The 17,238-nt window shown below is 73.1% G+C and carries 14 protein-coding genes; 10 read left to right on the top strand and 4 right to left on the bottom strand.

Annotated features, from left to right (window positions below):
- Positions 1 to 47 precede the first annotated feature (47 nt).
- A complete protein-coding gene (gene recG, locus HNR25_RS16710) occupies positions 48 to 2,285 on the bottom strand; it encodes an ATP-dependent DNA helicase RecG (protein ID WP_184636559.1) in 2,238 nt (745 codons plus the stop codon).
- A gap of 370 nt (positions 2,286 to 2,655) precedes the next feature.
- Between recG and rpmB the strand changes: the two genes are divergently transcribed.
- On the top strand, positions 2,656 to 2,841 hold the full coding sequence (rpmB, locus tag HNR25_RS16705; RefSeq protein ID WP_184636557.1) for a 50S ribosomal protein L28: 186 nt from the start codon (positions 2,656 to 2,658) through the stop codon (positions 2,839 to 2,841).
- A 155-nt stretch (positions 2,842 to 2,996) separates the two neighbouring features.
- On the opposite strand, the gene HNR25_RS16700 is transcribed toward rpmB, so the two are convergent.
- Positions 2,997 to 3,665, bottom strand: coding sequence for a cellulose binding domain-containing protein (locus tag HNR25_RS16700; protein ID WP_184636555.1), 669 nt, complete (start codon positions 3,663 to 3,665; stop codon positions 2,997 to 2,999).
- Positions 3,666 to 3,911: 246 nt separating this feature from the next.
- Complete coding sequence (locus HNR25_RS16695; protein ID WP_312862579.1) at positions 3,912 to 4,997, bottom strand: thiamine-phosphate kinase; 1,086 nt, start codon at positions 4,995 to 4,997, stop codon at positions 3,912 to 3,914.
- 151 nt (positions 4,998 to 5,148) lie between these two features.
- Between HNR25_RS16695 and HNR25_RS16690 the strand changes: the two genes are divergently transcribed.
- Both HNR25_RS16690 and HNR25_RS16685 read left to right on the top strand, forming a co-directional pair.
- Positions 5,149 to 5,382 (top strand): Lrp/AsnC family transcriptional regulator, encoded by a 234-nt coding sequence (locus tag HNR25_RS16690; protein WP_184636551.1) that lies wholly within the window; start codon positions 5,149 to 5,151, stop codon positions 5,380 to 5,382.
- A gap of 56 nt (positions 5,383 to 5,438) precedes the next feature.
- Positions 5,439 to 5,894 (top strand): DUF3515 domain-containing protein, encoded by a 456-nt coding sequence (locus HNR25_RS16685; protein ID WP_184636549.1) that lies wholly within the window; start codon positions 5,439 to 5,441, stop codon positions 5,892 to 5,894.
- A 61-nt stretch (positions 5,895 to 5,955) separates the two neighbouring features.
- On the opposite strand, the gene HNR25_RS26005 is transcribed toward HNR25_RS16685, so the two are convergent.
- A complete protein-coding gene (locus HNR25_RS26005; protein WP_184636547.1) occupies positions 5,956 to 6,654 on the bottom strand; it encodes a thioredoxin-like domain-containing protein in 699 nt (232 codons plus the stop codon).
- Between the two features lie 113 nt (positions 6,655 to 6,767).
- Between HNR25_RS26005 and HNR25_RS16675 the strand changes: the two genes are divergently transcribed.
- The 7 genes from HNR25_RS16675 (at position 6,768) to HNR25_RS16645 (ending at position 17,174) form a co-directional block, all read left to right on the top strand.
- Complete coding sequence (locus tag HNR25_RS16675; RefSeq protein WP_246463701.1) at positions 6,768 to 7,457, top strand: DUF305 domain-containing protein; 690 nt, start codon at positions 6,768 to 6,770, stop codon at positions 7,455 to 7,457.
- 218 nt (positions 7,458 to 7,675) lie between these two features.
- The gene (locus HNR25_RS16670; protein WP_184636543.1) at positions 7,676 to 9,145 is read left to right on the top strand and encodes a cytochrome ubiquinol oxidase subunit I; all 1,470 of its coding nucleotides are present in this window, start codon (positions 7,676 to 7,678) and stop codon (positions 9,143 to 9,145) included.
- Between the two features lie 11 nt (positions 9,146 to 9,156).
- On the top strand, positions 9,157 to 10,263 hold the full coding sequence (cydB, locus tag HNR25_RS16665; protein WP_184636541.1) for a cytochrome d ubiquinol oxidase subunit II: 1,107 nt from the start codon (positions 9,157 to 9,159) through the stop codon (positions 10,261 to 10,263).
- Positions 10,264 to 10,283: 20 nt separating this feature from the next.
- Positions 10,284 to 12,323, top strand: coding sequence for an ABC transporter ATP-binding protein/permease (locus HNR25_RS25380; RefSeq protein ID WP_221457631.1), 2,040 nt, complete (start codon positions 10,284 to 10,286; stop codon positions 12,321 to 12,323).
- Positions 12,320 to 14,152: a thiol reductant ABC exporter subunit CydC gene (gene cydC / locus HNR25_RS16655; protein WP_184636539.1), complete on the top strand. Its 1,833-nt coding sequence runs from the start codon at positions 12,320 to 12,322 to the stop codon at positions 14,150 to 14,152. Before HNR25_RS25380 ends, cydC begins: the two co-directional genes overlap by 4 nt.
- A gap of 212 nt (positions 14,153 to 14,364) precedes the next feature.
- A complete protein-coding gene (locus tag HNR25_RS16650) occupies positions 14,365 to 14,883 on the top strand; it encodes a hypothetical protein (protein ID WP_184636537.1) in 519 nt (172 codons plus the stop codon).
- A gap of 401 nt (positions 14,884 to 15,284) precedes the next feature.
- Positions 15,285 to 17,174, top strand: coding sequence for a UvrD-helicase domain-containing protein (locus HNR25_RS16645; protein WP_184636535.1), 1,890 nt, complete (start codon positions 15,285 to 15,287; stop codon positions 17,172 to 17,174).
- Positions 17,175 to 17,238: the final 64 nt, after the last annotated feature.

Here is a 17,238-nt window from a genome sequence, read left to right as displayed (position 1 = left end):
TCCGCGGACCGCCCGGTGGCTGCCGTCCGGGCCCCGCCACGTCCGTCCTACGTCTTCTCCAGGTACTCCGCCCGGTCTTCGGTGAGCAGCTCCTCCAGGGCCGCGGCCAGCTGCGGGTGGGCCGCCAGCTCGGGATCCTCGTCGATGTAGCGGGCGGCCTCCTCGCGGGCCCGGCCGATCAGCTCCTCGTCGCGCAGCAGGGCGAGCATGCGCAGCGACGACCGCCGCCCGGACTGGGCGCCGCCCAGGACGTCGCCCTCGCGGCGCTGCTCCAGGTCGACACGGGAGAGTTCGAAGCCGTCGGTGGTCGCGGCCACCGCGTCCAGCCGCTCGCGCGCCGGAGTGCCGGCCTCGGCCTCGGTCACCAGAAGACACAGTCCCGGAAGGCCGCCGCGTCCCACGCGGCCGCGCAGCTGGTGCAGCTGGGAGACGCCGAACCGGTCGGCGTCCATGATCACCATGGCCGTGGCGGTGGGCACGTCCACACCCACCTCGATCACGGTCGTGGCCACGAGCACGTCGATCCGCCCGTCGGCGAAGCGGCGCATCGCGGCGTCCTTCTCCTCGGGAGCGAGGCGGCCGTGCAGCGCCTCGACGGTCAGCCCGGCCAGCGGACCCGCGGCGAGCTCGGATGCGACCTCGGTCACCGCCGACGGGGCGCGCCGCGCGCCCTCCTCGCCGTCCGCCTCGGCCCCCGGGGACCCGCCGTCGCCGGCGGCCGGGGCTTCGCCCGCCTGCCCGTCGCCGTCGCCGTCGCCGATGCGGGGGCAGACCACGTAGACCTGGCGCCGCTGCGCGGCCTCCTCACGGATCCGCTCCCAGGCGCGCTCCAGGAAGCGGGGCTTCTCCGCCGCCGGCACCACGTGGGTGGACACCGGCGCGCGGCCGGAGGGCAGCTGGTTCAGCGCCACCACGTCGAGGTCGCCGTAGACGGTCATGGCGACCGTGCGCGGGATGGGCGTGGCAGTCATCACAAGCACGTGGGGGCGGCCTTCGGCCGACTTCTCGCGCAGGGCGTCGCGCTGCTCGACGCCGAAGCGGTGCTGTTCGTCGACGACGATGAATCCGAGGTCGGCGAAGGAGACGTGCTCCTGCAGCAGCGCGTGTGTGCCCACGACGATCCCCGCGTCGCCGGAGGCGGCGTCCAGCAGGCCCTGGCGGCGGGCGGCGGCGCCCTGCGACCCGGTGAGCAGGGCGACCTTCGTCGCGTTCTCGGCGCCGTCGAGCCGGCCCGCGCGGGCCAGAGGGCCCAGCATCCCGGTGATGGAGCGGTGGTGCTGCTGGGCCAGCACCTCGGTGGGGGCCAGTAGGACGGCCTGGCCGCCGGAGTCGACGACCTGCAGCATGGCCCGCAGCGCGACCAGCGTCTTCCCGGCGCCGACGTCGCCCTGCAGCAGCCGGTGCATGGGGTGGGCGGAGGCCAGGCTCTCGGCGACGGCGGAGCCGACCTCGCGCTGGCCCTCGGTGAGTTCGAAGGGCAGTGCGGCGTCGAACGCCTGGAGCAGCCCGCCCGCATCCCCCGGCCGCGGCACGGCGGCGACCTCGGCGGCCTCGCGGCGGCGCCGCGCGAGGGCCGCCTGCAGCACGAACGCCTCGTCCCACTTCAGACGGAGGCGGGCGGGGGGAATGTCGTCGGAGTCGACGGGGCGGTGGATGCGCTCCAGTGCCTCGGTCAGGCCGAGCAGGCGGTGGCGCGAGCGCAGGTCCTCCGGCAGCGGGTCGGCCAGCCCGGCCTCGCGGGCCTGGTCCAGGACCGGGCCGACACACCGGGCGATCGTCATCGACGGCAGGTCCTTGGTGGCCGGGTAGATGGGGAGTGGGCGTTCGGCGAACTCGCGGGCGCGCTCGTCGGAGGCGGAGTCCTCGGGCAGCATCTCGTAGACCGGGTGGGCCAGCTGCTGCTTCCCGCGGTAGGCGGAGACGCGGCCGGCGAACATGCCGCGCCGCCCGGTGACCAGTTCGCGCTGGTGGTAGCCGACTTTGGCGAAGAACGCGAGGGTGAGCCGGCCCGTGCCGTCGGTGATCACGGCTTCGAGCAGGCTGCGCGGCTTGCCGCCGGGGCCCCGGCGCAGGTCGCGCTTGTGCACCGAGTGCACTTCGGCGACGACCGTGACCTGTTCGCCTTCGGCCAGCGAGGACAGGTCGGTGAGTTCGCCTCGGGTGGCGTAGCGGCGCGGGTAGTAGCGCAGCAGCCCGCCCACGGTATGCAGGCCGAGTTCGTCGGCGAGCTTCTTGGCGGTCTTGGCGCCGAGGGGCGTACGCAGCGGCTCGTCCCAGTCGATCACTCGGGATCTCCCCTTCTCCCCGGTGGCGGCTCGCCTGTGCGGACACGTTAGGGCGTTTCTACACCCCGGCGCCGACGACGGGAGGGTGCGCACGCGATCCGGTGCGGTCTTGCGGGTCGAACGGAGCCGGTATAGTGGTCTGCGGACACGCGGCGTCCGCGCCGGGTTCCCGGCCGGGGCCGGACTCTCCGGCGGCCCGTTTCCCGTGTGCACACCTGCGCCTTGCAGCGATTCCGCGATTGGAAGTCGCTGCAGGTCGTCGTGTACGCTCCGACGGTTGGCGCGCCGCGCCGACCTGTTCATCAGACCTCTCTCGGGTTGTCCGCACCGCGTCAGCGGGTGCGGGTCCGAGCGCTTGAATGGAGTTACCGTGGCTTCCGTCTGCGACGTCTGCGGCAAGGGACCAGGGTTCGGTAACAGTGTTTCCCACTCGCACCGCCGCACCCGCCGCCGCTGGAACCCCAACATCCAGACCGTGCGCACCCGCGTGGGCGGTACGCCCAAGCGCATGCAGGTGTGCACCTCTTGCATCAAGGCCGGCAAGGTCGATCGCTGACCGCGGAGCCCTTCCGCGATCCACGGCGTCCATGAGCGCCACGGTTTCGGACCGTGGCGCTTTTCGGCGTGTGCACCCCTCCGGCGGGCCGCCGTCGACGGTTCCCGTCCGCGGCCCGGGCGGGTCCCGGCTGATCCGCCGCCGCGCCCGCGACCTCAGCTTCGCGCGGCCGAATCCGCTCCGGCCCAGTCGCACGGGTTGCCGTTGAGCGAACACGATACGGGATTCTGAGCGCGTCCTTCGGCCCTGAAGTTCAACGTCACGGAGTCGCCGGGCGCCAGACCGCCGGCACCGGCGGGTTCACTGGCGACGACGCCGTTCTCGGTGGCCCGCCACTCGGCGTCGGCCACCGAGGTCACCCGCGCCTCGGCGAACTCCAGTGCGAGTTCCCAGTCCTCCAGCGCGGCCGATCCGGTGTTGGTGACGGTCACCTCACCCGTGAACCCGGTTCCCGAGGCCTCCACCGCCTCGTAGGAGACGACGCTGACCATCTCGGCTGCGTCCTCCTCGCTCTCCCGCGTCCCGGGCTCTGCGCTGGGGTCGAGGCGCTCGCTCGTGTCGGGGCTCGTGGGACCGGCCTGCTGCGCGGCCGGCGGTTCGCTGAAGCGCAGGTAGATCTGGGTCGTGCTGTAGCCGAAGAGGGTGAGCGCCAACGTGACGCCGGAGATCAGCGCCACGTTGAGCAGGCGGGGCGGCTGGACGTGCCGTGGGACGGTGCTGCCCAGGAAATAGCCGACAGCGGCCAGGCGGGTCTTGTCCGCGGGTTCGGAGCGGTGCAGGCCGCGCTGCGGACGGTCGAGCGGATCGCGGCGGGCGGACCGCATGCGCTCGGATATGTCCTGGCGCGGTTCCGGCGGTCCCGACCGGGACCGGTCGTCCCTCCCACGTAGCCGCACGGTGACCCCGTTCCGGTGCAGACTGAAGAAACAGGCAGAGCTTAGCGTGAATCGGCGTCCGAAGCCGACATCGTAACCTCCCGTACGCGACCGGTGACACGGCTTCGGTGATTTCGGGCCGCGCCGGGTTTCCGGTTCCGGATTCCGGTGCCGGCGCCGGGAGCCCGGCGGTCGTCACCGGAAATGCTCCCATCCCCGTGCGTCCGCGGCGGCGCCGTCGACGGTGACCCGGGGCCCGTCCGCCCCGGGGGCGGCCACCGTACCGATCGGGCACCACTGCGGGGGCAGCTCGGCCTCGGGCGGGAAGGCGGCCGCGAGGGCGTGGTCCTCGCCGCCGAAGAGCATGTGCTCGCGGGCCGTGCGGTCGGTGCGGCCCAGTTCGCGCAGCAGCGCCGCCGCCTCGCACAGGGCGGATTCGGGCACGAGGTCCGCGGAGTCGAGGTCGATCCGAACGCCGCCGGCCCGGGCGATGTGGCCGAGGTCCTGGACCAGGCCGTCGCTGATGTCGAGCATCGCGCGGGCACCCAGGCGCGCGGCGCCGGGACCGTCGGTGTAGGGCGGGCGGGGCCTGCGGTGCTCATTCAGGCAGTCCGGCCAGTCGGGGGCCTCCCCGGCCGAAGAGCGGGCCGCGTCCGGTCCGGCCGTTCCGGATCCGCTGCCGGCGCCGCGTTCCGGGGCGCGGCCGGCCAGAGCCCGTTCGGCGTCGTCCGCGTCGTGCACCCCGGCTTCCAGCAGCGCGAAGCCGGCCGCGGACATCCCGAGGCGGCCGCAGACGGCGACGACGTCTCCCGGCAGAGCGCCGTCGCGGCGGACGGCCGGATGACCGCCCAGATCGCCCAGCGCGGTGACCGCCAGGGTGATCTCGCCGGCCGCGACCGTGTCGCCGCCGACCACGGCGGCCCCGGCGGCGGCGCACTCGGCGCGCAGGCCTTCCGAGAGCTCCTCGGCCCAGGCCACCGGAAGCTCCGGCGGCCCGGCGAACCCGACGAGCAGAGCCGTGGGGCGCGCACCCATGGCGGCGATGTCGGCGATGTTCTGGGCAGCGGCCTTGCGTCCGACGTCCTCGGCCGACGACCAGTCCCGGCGGAAATGCCGGTTCTCGACCAGAAGATCGGTCGTGGCCACGACCCTCCCGTCGGATGCGGCCACGATCGCCGCATCGTCTCCGGGACCGAGGATTACATCGCCCGTTCCCGGGAATCTCGCCGTCACGCGCTCGATCAGGCCGAATTCGCCCAGTTCCCCAATGGTGCTCCACACAGCTCTCAGGATACGGTGACGCCTCGGCGCCAGTGGTCTAGACCCTGCGGCACCACACGTGCGATCCCGCACGGGGACACGGCGGCGCGGGACCGGCCGAGCCCCTGCGGGGATCGGCACGGCCGGGCGAAGACGAGCAGACGGAGGTTCCATGGTGCAGGCGTACGTGCTGGTCCAGACCGAGGCGGGCCGGGCGGCCGACGTCGCCCGCGAGATCGCGGCGATCGACGGGGTCACTCAGGCCGAGGACGTCACCGGGCCCTATGATGTGGTCGTGCGCGCGCAGGCGGAGGACGTCGACGCGCTGGGGCGCATGGTGGTCGCGCGCATCCAGCGGCTCGACGGCATCGCCCGCACGCTCACCTGCCCGATCGTCAACATCTGACGGCGACCGGGCACGGTTTCACACGGGGCGGATCCGAGGTCCGAAGGGCGGGGACGGTGCGACGTGCCGCAGCGGGACTGGCCGCGCTCACCGCCGCAGGCGTGCTCGCGGGCTGCTCGGCCCGGACTGTCGAGATGCCGGAGCCCTCGCCGGACGCGGCGGTCGAAGAGATGTGCCGCGCCTTGGTGGACCGGGCCCCTGAGCGCTTGTTCGACCGGGACCGGGTCGAGGTGCGGCCCGATACCCCCTATGCGGCGGCGTGGGGCGATCCTCCGATCGCGCTCCGCTGCGGTGTGGGGCGCCCCGGGCAGCTGCGCCCCGACTCCGAACTGACGGTGGTCGACGGGATCGCCTGGCTGCCCGAGGAACCCGACGTGTACACCGCCGTCGGCCGCGAAGCCTACGTCGAGATGATCCTCCCGCCCTCGTACGGCGCCCCGGCCGAAGGCCTGGTGGAGATCAGCGGCCTGGTCTCCGCCGAGATCCCCGCGCTGCCCTCGGGCGAGCTGTAGACCGCCGGCGGAGGATCCCCGGTGCGGCCGGGGTCGCCGCCGCCCCGGCCGTACCGGCGGATCAGCGCTGCATGCCCTGGCCGAGGGCTTCGATCCCGCCGGCTTCCTCCAGCTCCTGGGCGTTGAGGTCGAGGCCCTGAGTGCAGGCCGCACCGGGCTCGGGGACGTCGGGGCTGCGCTCGAAGGAGCGCAGGAACTGGGAGAGCCGCTCGTCGCCGGGCGACTGCACCTCGATCTGGTTGCCCCAGGCGCTGGCCACGATCGGGGCCGGCATGTCCTGCTCGTCGTACGGGCTGACGATGATGTAGCTGCCCTGACTGTAGAGGGACTCCAGTTCCTCCACCTGCTCATCGGCCAGATCCGGGGAGTAGGTGATCCAGACCGCGCCGTGCTCCAGCGAGTGGACCGCGTTCAGGCTCGAAATCGGAGCGCCGTAGACGCCGCAGTTCTGCCAGACGGCGTGGTGGTCGCCGCCGGCGGGCGGGGTCATCTCGTAGTCGACGGGCTGGGCGACGTGCTGGTTGGTCAGTCCGTCGTAGGTCTGCAGGTTCTCGATGTCGGACGCCTCGACGCTGGCGGCGGCGTCTCCGGCACCGCGCTCGTAGGCGACCCAGATACCGAACCCGACCATCCCGGCGAACAGCACTCCGGCGCCCGCGAACGCGGTCACACGCAGGATCCGGGCACGGCGTTCCGCGCGTTCGCGCTCCTTGCGGCGCTCTTCGGCCTTACGTCGGCGTTCGGATGCGTTCTTGGCCACTGTGCCTCTCCAGGGTGGGTCGTCACGCGTCGTGCACCGCTACGCTCATAGTCCGGTGCGCCATTCCGAACGCCCGCACCGTCAGAATGGTTCCCATGGGTGGCGAAGAGCATATGACACAGACGGCGGACGACCATACCCGGGCCGAGGGCGACGGCTCCGAACCCGCTCGCCGGAGGCGTTCGGTTCCGCTGCTGATCGCGGTGCCGCTCGTCGTCGTCGCGCTGCTGGGCGGCTACCTGGCCGGGCGTCCCGCCCAGCCGATCGACAGTTCGCCCGAGGCGGGGTTCCTGCGCGATATGAGCGTGCACCACTCCCAAGCGGTGGATATGTCGCTGATCGTGCTGGAGGAGGCCGACGACCGCCTGCTGCGGACCCTGGCCACCGACATCCTGCGCGCCCAGCAGGAGCAGATCGGGCGGATGCAGGGGTGGCTGGTGCAGTGGGACCTTCCCGCTCGCGGCGCGCAGCCGGCCATGGCCTGGATGGAGGGCCACGGCGGGCACGGCGGCGGCCAGGGCGGCGAGGGATCGGGCGACGACGCGACCGGGCGGATGGCCGGCATGGCGTCGGAGTCGGAGATGACCGACCTCCGCGAGGCCGAGGGCGAGCAGGCCGAGATCCTCTTCCTGCAGCTGATGATCGACCACCACGAGGGCGGCATCGACATGGCCGACGCCGGCGCGGACCTGAGCAGCAAGGCGATGGTGGCCGATTTCGCCGCGGGGATGTCGGAAGCGCAGCGGAGCGAGATCGACCTGATGGAGAAGATGCTGCGCGAGCGCGGCGCCGAACCCGAGTAGAGGGCGCTGCGGGGCGGAGCGCGCCCGCCCGCTGCCGGCGGTCCGGCGGCGGGCGGGCGCACGGCGTCGGGGCGCCGTCCGGTGCGCATCGGGCCGGATCCGGTGATGTGCGCCTCTCCCCCACCGGTCGACTACGACGCCTAGTAGCACTACAGTTTGTAGAACTACGTCTTGTAGTACTACTGGCCGTCTACCGAAGGACGCTGGGAGAGGCGGGCATGGAGGCTCTCGATCTCGCACGGTGGCAGTTCGGCATCACGACCATCTACCACTTCCTGTTCGTACCGCTGACGATCGGCCTCTCGGTCATCGTCGCCTCGCTGCAGACCGCCTGGTACCGCACCGGCAAATACCGCTACCTGCGCGCGACGAAGTTCTTCGGCAAGCTCTTCCTGATCAACTTCGCCATGGGCGTGGTGACCGGCATCGTCCAGGAGTTCCAGTTCGGGATGAACTGGAGCGAGTACTCCCGCTTCGTCGGCGACGTGTTCGGCGCTCCCCTGGCCATGGAGGCGCTGCTGGCCTTCTTCCTGGAGTCGACGTTCATCGGGCTGTGGATCTTCGGCTGGGACCGGCTGCCCCGCCGCGTCCACCTGGCCTGCATCTGGGCCGCGGCCATCGGCACCAACCTCTCCGCCTACTTCATCCTCGCGGCCAACGCCTGGATGCGGCACCCCGTCGGCTTCACCCGCGACCCCGAGACCGGGCAGGCCCGGCTCACCGACATCTGGGCCGTGCTGAGCAACACCCAAGCCTGGTCGACCTACCTGCACGTGGTCGCGGCGGCCTTCATCACCGCCGGCATGTTCGTCGCGGCGGTCAGCGCCTACAAGCTGTGGAGCTCGCGCCGAGAGCGGCCCGCGGACGGCGCGCAGGACGAAGCGCCCGCCGCCGGAACCCCGGCCGGACGCGAACGGGAGCTGTTCCGCACGACGCTGCGGGCGGGCATGGTCGTCACGCTGATCGCCGGTGTACTGGCCGTCTATTCCGGAGACCACCAGGCCAAACTGGCCGCCGCCTACGAGCCGATGAAGCTGGCCGCAGCCGAGGCCCACTGGGAGACCGAAGAGGGCGCGCCCTTCTCCACCTTCGCCGTGGGCGACACCGACGAGCGGCTCAACGTCATCGACGTGAACGTGCCGCACGTGCTCAGCTTCCTGGCCACCGGCACCGTCGACGGCACCGTGCAGGGCATGAACGACCTGCAGGAGCAATACACGGAACTCTACGGCCAGGGCGACTACGTCCCCGACGTGTTCGTCCTGTACTGGTCGTTCCGCCTGATGATCGGGCTGGGCATGGCCGCGGTCGCCGTCTCCGCCCTAGGGCTGTGGCTCACCCGGAAGCGCCGGCTGCCCCGCGGCGGCTGGTTCTACTACGCGGCCGTGCTCGCACTGCCCAGCGCCCTGGCCGCCAACATCCTGGGCTGGATCCTCACCGAAATGGGCCGCCAGCCCTGGACCGTGCACGGTGAGCTGCTCACCGCCGCCAGTGTCTCCCCCGGCGTCGGCCTCGGCCAGGTCGCGTTCTCGCTCACCCTGTTCACCCTGGTCTACGGCGTACTGGCGGTCGTCGAGGGAGCACTGCTGTGGCGCTATATCAAGGCCGGCCCCTCGCACGTGGTCCCCGACCGGGAGGACGAGGACGAACCGGACTCCGACGCGCCCGTTCCGGCCTTCGTCTATTAGGAGCGACGACCATGGAACTGCCCGACATCTGGTTCATCGCCATCGCCGTCCTGTGGACCGGCTACTTCGTCCTCGAAGGCTTCGATTTCGGCGTGGGCGTCCTGCTGCCGTTCATCGGGCGGGACGACACCGACCGGCGGGTCATGATCAACGCGATCGGCCCGGTGTGGGACGGCAACGAGGTCTGGCTGATCACCGCGGCCGGGGCGATGTTCGCCGCGTTCCCCGCCTGGTACGCCTCGACGTTCAGCGGTTTCTACCTGCCTCTGCTGCTCATCCTGCTCGCGCTGATCGTGCGCGGCGTCGCCTTCGAATACCGCGGCAAAGGCGACACCGACCGGTGGCGCGCCTGGTGGGACCGGGCGATCGTCGCCGGCAGCACGGTCCCTGCGGTGCTGTGGGGCGTGGTCTTCGGCAACATCGTGCGCGGCGTTCCGATGGACGCCGACGGCATCGTCACCGGCACCGTGCCGGACCTGCTCAACCCGTATGCGCTCCTGGGCGGGCTGACCACGCTGGCCCTGTTCACGCTGCACGGCGCGGTCTTCCTGACCCTCAAGACCTCCGGTCCCGTGCGGACACGCGCCCGCACCGCCGCACTGCGCGCGTCGGCGGTCGCGGTCCCGGCGGGCGCCGTGTTCCTGGCGTGGACGCAGTACGCGTACGGCGCCGGGTGGACGCTGCCCGTCGCCGCGGCGGCCGCGGCGGCGCTGCCCGTCGGCGCGCGGCTGGCCGCGGCCGGGCGCGAAGGGTGGTCGTTCGCCGCGACGATGGCCGCGATCGGCGCGACGGCCGTCACCCTGTTCGGGGCGCTGTATCCGGCCGTGCTGCCCTCGACCACCGACCCCGCGTTCGATCTGACCGTGGCCTCCGCGTCCTCGGCTCCCTACGCGCTCACGGTGATCTCCTGGGTGGCCGTGGTCTTCCTGCCGATCGTCGTGGCCTACCAGGCGTGGAGCTACTGGGTGTTCCGCAGGCGCGTGAGCCGTGAGCAGATCGACCCCGCACCCGCCTATGGTGACTCTGCAGCGGGCGGCACGGGCGGCTCCGCGGGGGCGGGCGGAACAGGCGCCGCGGCGGCGCAGCAGGCACCGCCGCCCGGCCCGGCCGACGCCTGACCATCCGGAGGGATCAGCCGATGAAGCCGCTCGACCCCCGCCTCGTGCGCGCGGCGCGCGCCGTGCGCGTGCACGTGGCCGTCACCGTGGTCGCCGGCGCGCTCGTGACCGGATTCGTCCTCGCCCAGGCCTGGCTGCTGGCACACGTGATCTCCGGAGCGGCGGAGGGCGCCGGCACGGCCGAACTGGGCTGGGCGATCAGCGCCGTCGCCGCCGTGGCCCTCGCGCGTGCGGCCACGGCCTACGCCCAGGAGACCGCGGCACTGCGCTCGGCGGCCCGGGCCAAGTCCCAGCTGCGCCGGCGCCTGGTGGCGCATGTGACGGGAACGGGCGGCGAAGACGGACAGGACGGGGAATCGGAAGACTCCCCCCGGCCCGCAGGGCCGTCGGGGGCGGAAGCGGTCTGGTTGTCAGGGCAGGCCGGTTCCGACGAGGGGACGGGCACGCCGCGCGCCGGCGAACTGGTCACGCTCGCCACACGTGGCCTGGACGCGCTGGATGACTACTTCGCCCGGTATCTCCCGCAGCTGGTGCTGGCGGTGCTCGTCCCCTGCGCGGTCCTCGTCGTCGTAGCGGGCGCGGACTGGATCTCGGCCGCCGTCATCGCGGTGACGCTTCCCCTGATCCCGCTGTTCATGGCCTTGGTGGGATGGCACACCCAGGCGCGCACCCGGCGCCAGTGGCAGTTGCTCAACCGGCTGGGCGGCCATTTCCTGGACGTGGTGGAAGGGCTGCCCACACTGGCGATCTTCCGCCGCGCCAAGGCCCAGGCCGCCATCATCCGGCGGATCACCGACGAGCACCGGCGCACCACCATGGCGACACTGCGGGTGGCCTTCTTGTCGGCGTTCGTGCTGGAGCTGCTCTCGACCCTGGCGGTGGCCCTGGTGGCGGTGGAGATCGGCATCCGTCTGATGTACGGGGTGTTGGACTACCAGACCGCTCTGCTGGTGCTGATCCTCGCGCCGGAGGCCTACCTCCCGCTGCGCGAGGTGGGATCCCGCTTCCACGCCAGCATGGAAGGGGTAGCCGCCGCCGAGCAGGTGTTCACCGAGTTGGAGAGGCGACGAGCGAGCGGAGTGGGCGATGCCGACCGCACCGCCGACAAGCAGCGCCCGCGCAGCCGAGCGAGAAGCCGAACACTCCCAGACAACACCGAGTTGGAGAGGCGACGAGCGAGCGGAGTGGACGATGCCGACCGCACCGCCGACAAGCAGCGCCCGCGCAGCCGAGCGAGAAGCCGAACACTCCCAGACAACACCGAGTTGGAGAGGCGACGAGCGAGCGGAGTGGGCGATGCCGACCGCACCGCCGACAAGCAGCGCCCGCGCATCGGGTCCTCCGGTGCCGCGTGGATCGAGCTGGAGGATGTCCGGCTCGTCTATCCGGGCCGGGAGGCTCCCGCGCTCGACGGGGCGAATCTGCTGATCGAACCCGGCCGCTCGGTGCTCCTCGCAGGCCCGAGCGGATCCGGCAAGAGTTCGCTGCTGTCGCTGCTACTGCGGTTCGCCGATCCCGTGGCGGGGCGCATCCGGGTGCGCGACGCCGAGGCCGGCGCCGCGGGCTCCGGAGCGGAGGCGGAGTGGGTGCCGTTGGACGGCGTCCCCGTGGACGAGTGGCGCAGGCGCATCGCGTGGGTGCCGCAGTCGCCCTACCTGTTCGACGACACCGTCGCCGGCAACATCCGGCTGGGCGCGCCCGAGGCCGGTATGGACGAGGTCCGGCTGGCGGCAGAGCGTGCCGAAGCCGACACGTTCGTCCGCGCCCTTCCCGAGGGCTACGCCACGCGCCTCGGCGAGCGCGGCGCCCGCCTGTCCGCGGGGCAGCGGCAGCGCATCGCCCTCGCCCGGGCGTTCCTGCTCGACGCCCCCATCGTGCTGCTGGACGAGCCCACCGCCCACCTCGACCCCGACAACGCCGCGGCCGTACGCACGGCGGTCACCCGGCTGCTCGCCGGCCGCACGGGTGTCGTGGTCGCCCACGACACGCGCTGGTCCGACGCCGTAGACGCGGTGGTCCCGGTGCGCGACGGACGCGTCGAAGCGGAGGACGCCCGATGAGCGACGAGACCGCGGACCCGGAACGGGGCCGGGGGCCGGACCGCGCCGCGGACGCCGACGCCCCTGCCGGTGCGGGCCGGGACCCGCTGTGGCGGATGATCGCGCTCGCGCGGCCGCGCAGCGCCCGATTCCTACTCGGCGTGGCACTGGGTGCCCTCGCAGCTGGGTCGGGCGTGGCGCTGCTGAGCGTCGCAGCGTGGCTCATCGCACGTGCGGCGGAGCATCCCCCCATCACGGCACTGAGCGTGGCCGTGGTCGCCACACGGGCCCTGGGGATCACGCGGGGCCTCACCCGCTACCTGGAGCGGCTGGTGACCCACGACGCCGCGTTCCGCACGCTCGCGGACGTGCGTGTGCGCGTCTACGAACGCCTGGCCCGCACCGAGCCGGTGCGCCGCTTCCGCTCCGGCGACCTGGTTTCGCGGCTGGTCAGCGACACCGACGCCACCCAGGACCTGCTGGTGCGCGGGTTGACGCCGCCGCTGGCCGCGCTGCTCACCGGCAGCGCGGCCGTAGCGCTGTGCACGGCCCTGCTGGTTCCCGGAGGGCTCCTGCTCGGCGCGGGCCTGCTTGCGGCCGGGTTGGCGGTGCCGCTGATCTCAGCGGCCCTGGGGCGCGGGCCGGGGCGGCGCCAGGCGGCCGCGCGGGGCGAGTTGGCCACGGCCCTGGTCGACACGCTCTACGGCGCTCCCGACCTGGTGGCGTACGGCGCCATGGACCGCGCGGTGCAGCGGGTGAACGACGCGGACGCCGAGCTGACCCGTGTCGCGCGGCGCGACGCCGCGGTGCTGGGCTTCGGGGCCGGCGCTTCGGCGCTGATCACCGGTCTGACGGTCTGGGGCACGCTGCTGCTCGGCGTGGCCGCGGTGGAGGGCGGCTCGCTCGGCGCGGTGCCGCTGGCCGTGCTGGTGCTGACGGCTCTCGCGGCGTTCGAGATCGTGTCCCCGCTGCCCGCCGTCGCGGGGCGGCTCGGCGCGATCCGTGCGGGGGGCGAGCGGCTGTTCGGGATTCTGGACGCGCCGCCGGCGGTCGCGCCGCCGACGGATCCGCAGCGCCGCCTGCCCGCCGACGCCGGTGCGGGCGGTACCGCCGGTGCGGAGGCGGCACCGGCGGAGGCGCTGCGGGTGCGGTCGCTGAGCGTGCGCTACGCCCCCGACGAGCCGTGGGCGCTGCGCGGAGTCGACCTCGACGTCGCACCGGGGAGCACCGTCGCGCTGGTCGGCCCCAGCGGGGCCGGCAAGAGCACGCTGGCCGAAGTGCTGCTGCGGTTCCGCGACCCCGACGAAGGGACGGTGGAGCTCGGCGGCGCCGACATCACCGCCTTCCCCGCCGACGAGATCCGCGCCGCGGTCGCCGGGGTACCGCAGGACCCGCACGTGTTCGCGAGCACGGTGCGCGAGAACCTGCGCCTGGCCGCTCCGGGCGCCGACGACGACCGGCTGTGGGAGGCGTTGGAGCGGGCGCGCCTGGCCGCCGACGTACGGGCGATGCCCCACGGGCTCGGCACCGATGCGGGCTCGCACGGGATGAAGCTGAGCGGCGGCATGCGCCGTCGGCTCGCCCTGGCGCGGGCGGTACTGGCGGCCCCGCGGGTGCTGGTGCTGGACGAGCCGACGGCGCACCTGGACCCCGGCACCCGCGACGCGGTGACGGCGGACCTGCTGGCGGCGGCCCGGGGATACTCCACCCTGCTGATCACCCACGATCTGGCGGGTCTGGACCGGGTCGACGACATCTACGTGGTCGCCGAGGGCGGGATCGTCGAGCACGGCACCCATGCGCAGTTGGCGCAGCGGGACGGCTGGTACGCGCGCGCTCTGCGCGTCTGAACAGCCGGTCCGCGGGGTAGGGGCGACCGGTGGATGCCCCGGGTCGGCCGGTCCGCGGGCGCGGCGGCGCGAAGACGGGGCCGGCGCCCGCGCGGGCGCCGCTTTTCCACAGGGGAACAATCCCGCTGGCGGGCCGGGCGGTGCGCTTTCGAGTATGGAAGTCGACCGGGCATCCGCAGGGGGTGCCCGGCGGCCTCTCCGAAAGGTGCGCCATGGGTTCGACCTCCCGTGCTGTGTTCACTGTGCTCGTCTTCGCCGTGCTCGCTGTCGGTACCGGTCCGCTGTCGCCGCCGGCGGCCGGTGTCGTGACCGAGGAGGCCGGAATGAGCGAATTGTCGGGATTCACCGTCGGTCACCTGCCCGAAGGGATCGGCGCGGAGGTAGCGGATTTCCGCACCGAGTGGGGCGGCGTCGCCTTCGCCTCCCGGGTGTGGGAACGCGAGCTGCCCGAAGGCGGCTACAGCGTCGACCTGAAGATCAACATCCTGCGGGGCGAGCGCCTCGCGGACCTGCCGGCGCTGCGGGCGTTCCTCGCCGAGTACCACGAGCACGACCCCGACACCTGGCGACTGCACCCCTTCCAGCACGGCGACGCACCCGGGCACCGCGCCGGTGTCCTGGCGTTCTGGCTGGTGGATCCGGGAACCGCGGCCGAGGTCCGGCTCGACACCGCGCGGTTTCCCGAGTCCGAACTGACGGCCACCGCACAGGGCGTGCAACGGCGGGTGTGAGCCCCGCCCGAAGCGGGGCGCCCGCCCGGCCCGTGCATCGCACGCAGCTTTCGCCGTTGCAAGCGCCCTTCCCGAGGCCGGGATCCTGGTTTAGGACAGTCCGGATCAGGGATTACGGGCTCCGTACTCCCCGACACAACACCCTTCTCCTCGCGGAGTGGGGACACCAGCAGGCCCGCGTTCGAATACACCTCCGAAACAGTACGTTTGACCTGCATATTCGATCGCGAGCACCATGCGCCGAACCGGTCCCGGAATCGGGCAGTCGGCCGCGTTTGCCCAAATTCAGGCACGAGTATGACTGCGGGTGACCGCACCGGCCGGCAGACGATTCGCCCCGCACCCTTCCCCCCTGTCCACGGCGTACCGCGCCCGGAATGCGACCGGAGGAATACGCAGACGTGCCCAAGATCGCCATTTCCCCGACGTTCCTCGCTGAATTCTCCCGACTCGACCAAGGGATCCAGGACGCCGCGCTCGCGGCCGTGCAGCAGTACATGTCGGGCGGCGACGCCCGGATCGAGGCCGTCGCCGGGGCCGCCGATCCCCGGATCCGCCTGCTGCGCCTCGGGCCGGCCTGGGCCGGGGTCGTCACCCCCGACTCCGAGGGCTCCGCGTGGCTGATCGCGGTCCGCCCGCACGAAGAGGCCGCGTCCTTCGCCCGCGGCCTCCCGGCCGCCGGGCCGTCCGCGCACACCACCGCAGCCGGTGCCGGGCCCGGCTCGTCGGGAGCCGTCCGGGGCGGCGGCCCCGTCCCCGCTCCCCGCAGCGAGCCCCCGCATGTCGCCGGCCCGCGGGAACTCGCCGCCGAGCTGGACCGGTCCTTCGCCGACTGGCAGATCACCCTGCACCCCCGGCAGCGCCGCCTCGCCGAGGCGCACTACGCCGGGTCGGCCCAGGTGACCGGCGGCCCTGGAACCGGCAAGACCGTGCTCGCCCTGCACCGGGCCGCGCACCTCGCCCGCCGCGACGCCGACCGCCACCCTCACGACGGCCGCCGCAGCGTCCTGCTCACCACCTTCAGCCGCGTCCTCGCCCGGAATCTGGCCCAGCGGCTGGACCGCATCCTGCCCGACCCCGACCTGCGCGACCGCGTCGAGGTCGCCACCGCCGACAGCCTCGCGCGCTCCCTGGCCCAGGAGCGGACCGGGCACCGCCCCCAGACGCTCGGTCGCGACGAGCTGAGCGAACGCTGGCGAGACGCCGCCCGCGCCGAAGGGCTGCCCTTCTCCGGGCGGTTCCTCGTCGACGAATGGGAGCAGGTGATCCTCGCGCAGAACATCACCCGCCTGTCCGACTACATCCGCTGCGAGCGCAGCGGCCGCGTTCTGCACCTCGCCCCCGAGCACCGCACCCACGTCTGGGAGGCGCTCCAGCGCTACACCGGCGCGATGGAGGTCGCCGCCGAGTGGAGCTACCCGCAGGTCGCGCTGGAGGCGTCCCGGGCCCTGGCACGCTCCGGGCCGCTCTACCGGCACGTCGTCGTCGACGAGGCCCAGGACCTGCACCCGGCGCAGTGGCGGATGCTGCGCGCCGCCGTGCCCGGCGGGCCCGACGACCTGTTCGTCGCCGGCGACCCGCATCAGCGCATCCACGACCCCCGGGTGTCGCTGGCCTCGATCGGGATCGACGTACGCGGGCGCAGCCACCGGTTGCGCGTCAGTTACCGGGTCACCCAGGAGATCCTCGACTGGGCCGAACCGATGCTGGCCGGCCACGCGTCGGCGGGTCCGGACGGCGCCGCCGACACGCCCTCCGGATACCGCTCGCTGCTGCACGGCCCCGAACCCGTCGTGCGCGAATGCCCCTCGCGGTCCGTGGAGCGCACCGCGGTGGGCGCGTGGGTGCGCGTCTGGCTGGAGGCGGGCGTCGACCCGGCCTCGATCGCCGTGGCCGGCCGCAACCACTGGGTCGTCCGCACCATCACCAAGGAGTTGCAGGCCCGCGGGGTGCCCACCGCCGCCGTGGACTCCGCCGAGGACGTCAGCGCCGTGCGGGTGGGCACGCTGCACCGGCTCAAGGGCCAGGAGTTCCGCTGCCTGGCGATCGTGGGCATGAGCGAGCCGCTGCTGCCGCCCCAGGCCGCCGTCGACTCCGCCGAGGGCGACCCCGTCGCGCTGGATCAGGTGTACCAGCAGGAGCGCAACCTGCTGTTCGTCGCCTGCACCCGCGCCCGCGACGCTCTGTACGTCTCCTACGTCGGCACGCCCAGCCGACTGCTTCCCCAGATCGCCGGCCCCGGATCGCAGGCCGGTCCGCGGGCGTCCGCCGGAGCCCTGTCCGGAACCTGAACCGGGCCGCGGCACGGGCCGGTACGGCGCCGCGGTGGGCCGGTCAGCGGACCGCCCCACCGCG

It is taken from the genome of Streptomonospora salina (assembly GCF_014204715.1).
GTDB classification, from domain to species: domain Bacteria; phylum Actinomycetota; class Actinomycetes; order Streptosporangiales; family Streptosporangiaceae; genus Streptomonospora; species Streptomonospora salina.
This window is presented reverse-complemented; position numbering and strand designations above follow the sequence as displayed.

Bases quoted from the DNA above. Each gene is read 5' to 3' on its own strand.
- HNR25_RS25380 (WP_221457631.1), top strand. From the start codon at position 10,284: ATGAAGCCGCTCGACCCCCGCCTCGTGCGCGCGGCGCGCGCCGTGCGC.
- HNR25_RS16700 (WP_184636555.1), bottom strand. From the start codon at position 3,665: ATGCGGTCCGCCCGCCGCGATCCGCTCGACCGTCCGCAGCGCGGCCTG.
- cydC (WP_184636539.1), top strand. From the start codon at position 12,320: ATGAGCGACGAGACCGCGGACCCGGAACGGGGCCGGGGGCCGGACCGC.
- cydB (WP_184636541.1), top strand. From the start codon at position 9,157: ATGGAACTGCCCGACATCTGGTTCATCGCCATCGCCGTCCTGTGGACC.
- HNR25_RS16690 (WP_184636551.1), top strand. From the start codon at position 5,149: ATGGTGCAGGCGTACGTGCTGGTCCAGACCGAGGCGGGCCGGGCGGCC.
- HNR25_RS16670 (WP_184636543.1), top strand. From the start codon at position 7,676: ATGGAGGCTCTCGATCTCGCACGGTGGCAGTTCGGCATCACGACCATC.
- HNR25_RS16650 (WP_184636537.1), top strand. From the start codon at position 14,365: ATGGGTTCGACCTCCCGTGCTGTGTTCACTGTGCTCGTCTTCGCCGTG.
- HNR25_RS16675 (WP_246463701.1), top strand. From the start codon at position 6,768: ATGACACAGACGGCGGACGACCATACCCGGGCCGAGGGCGACGGCTCC.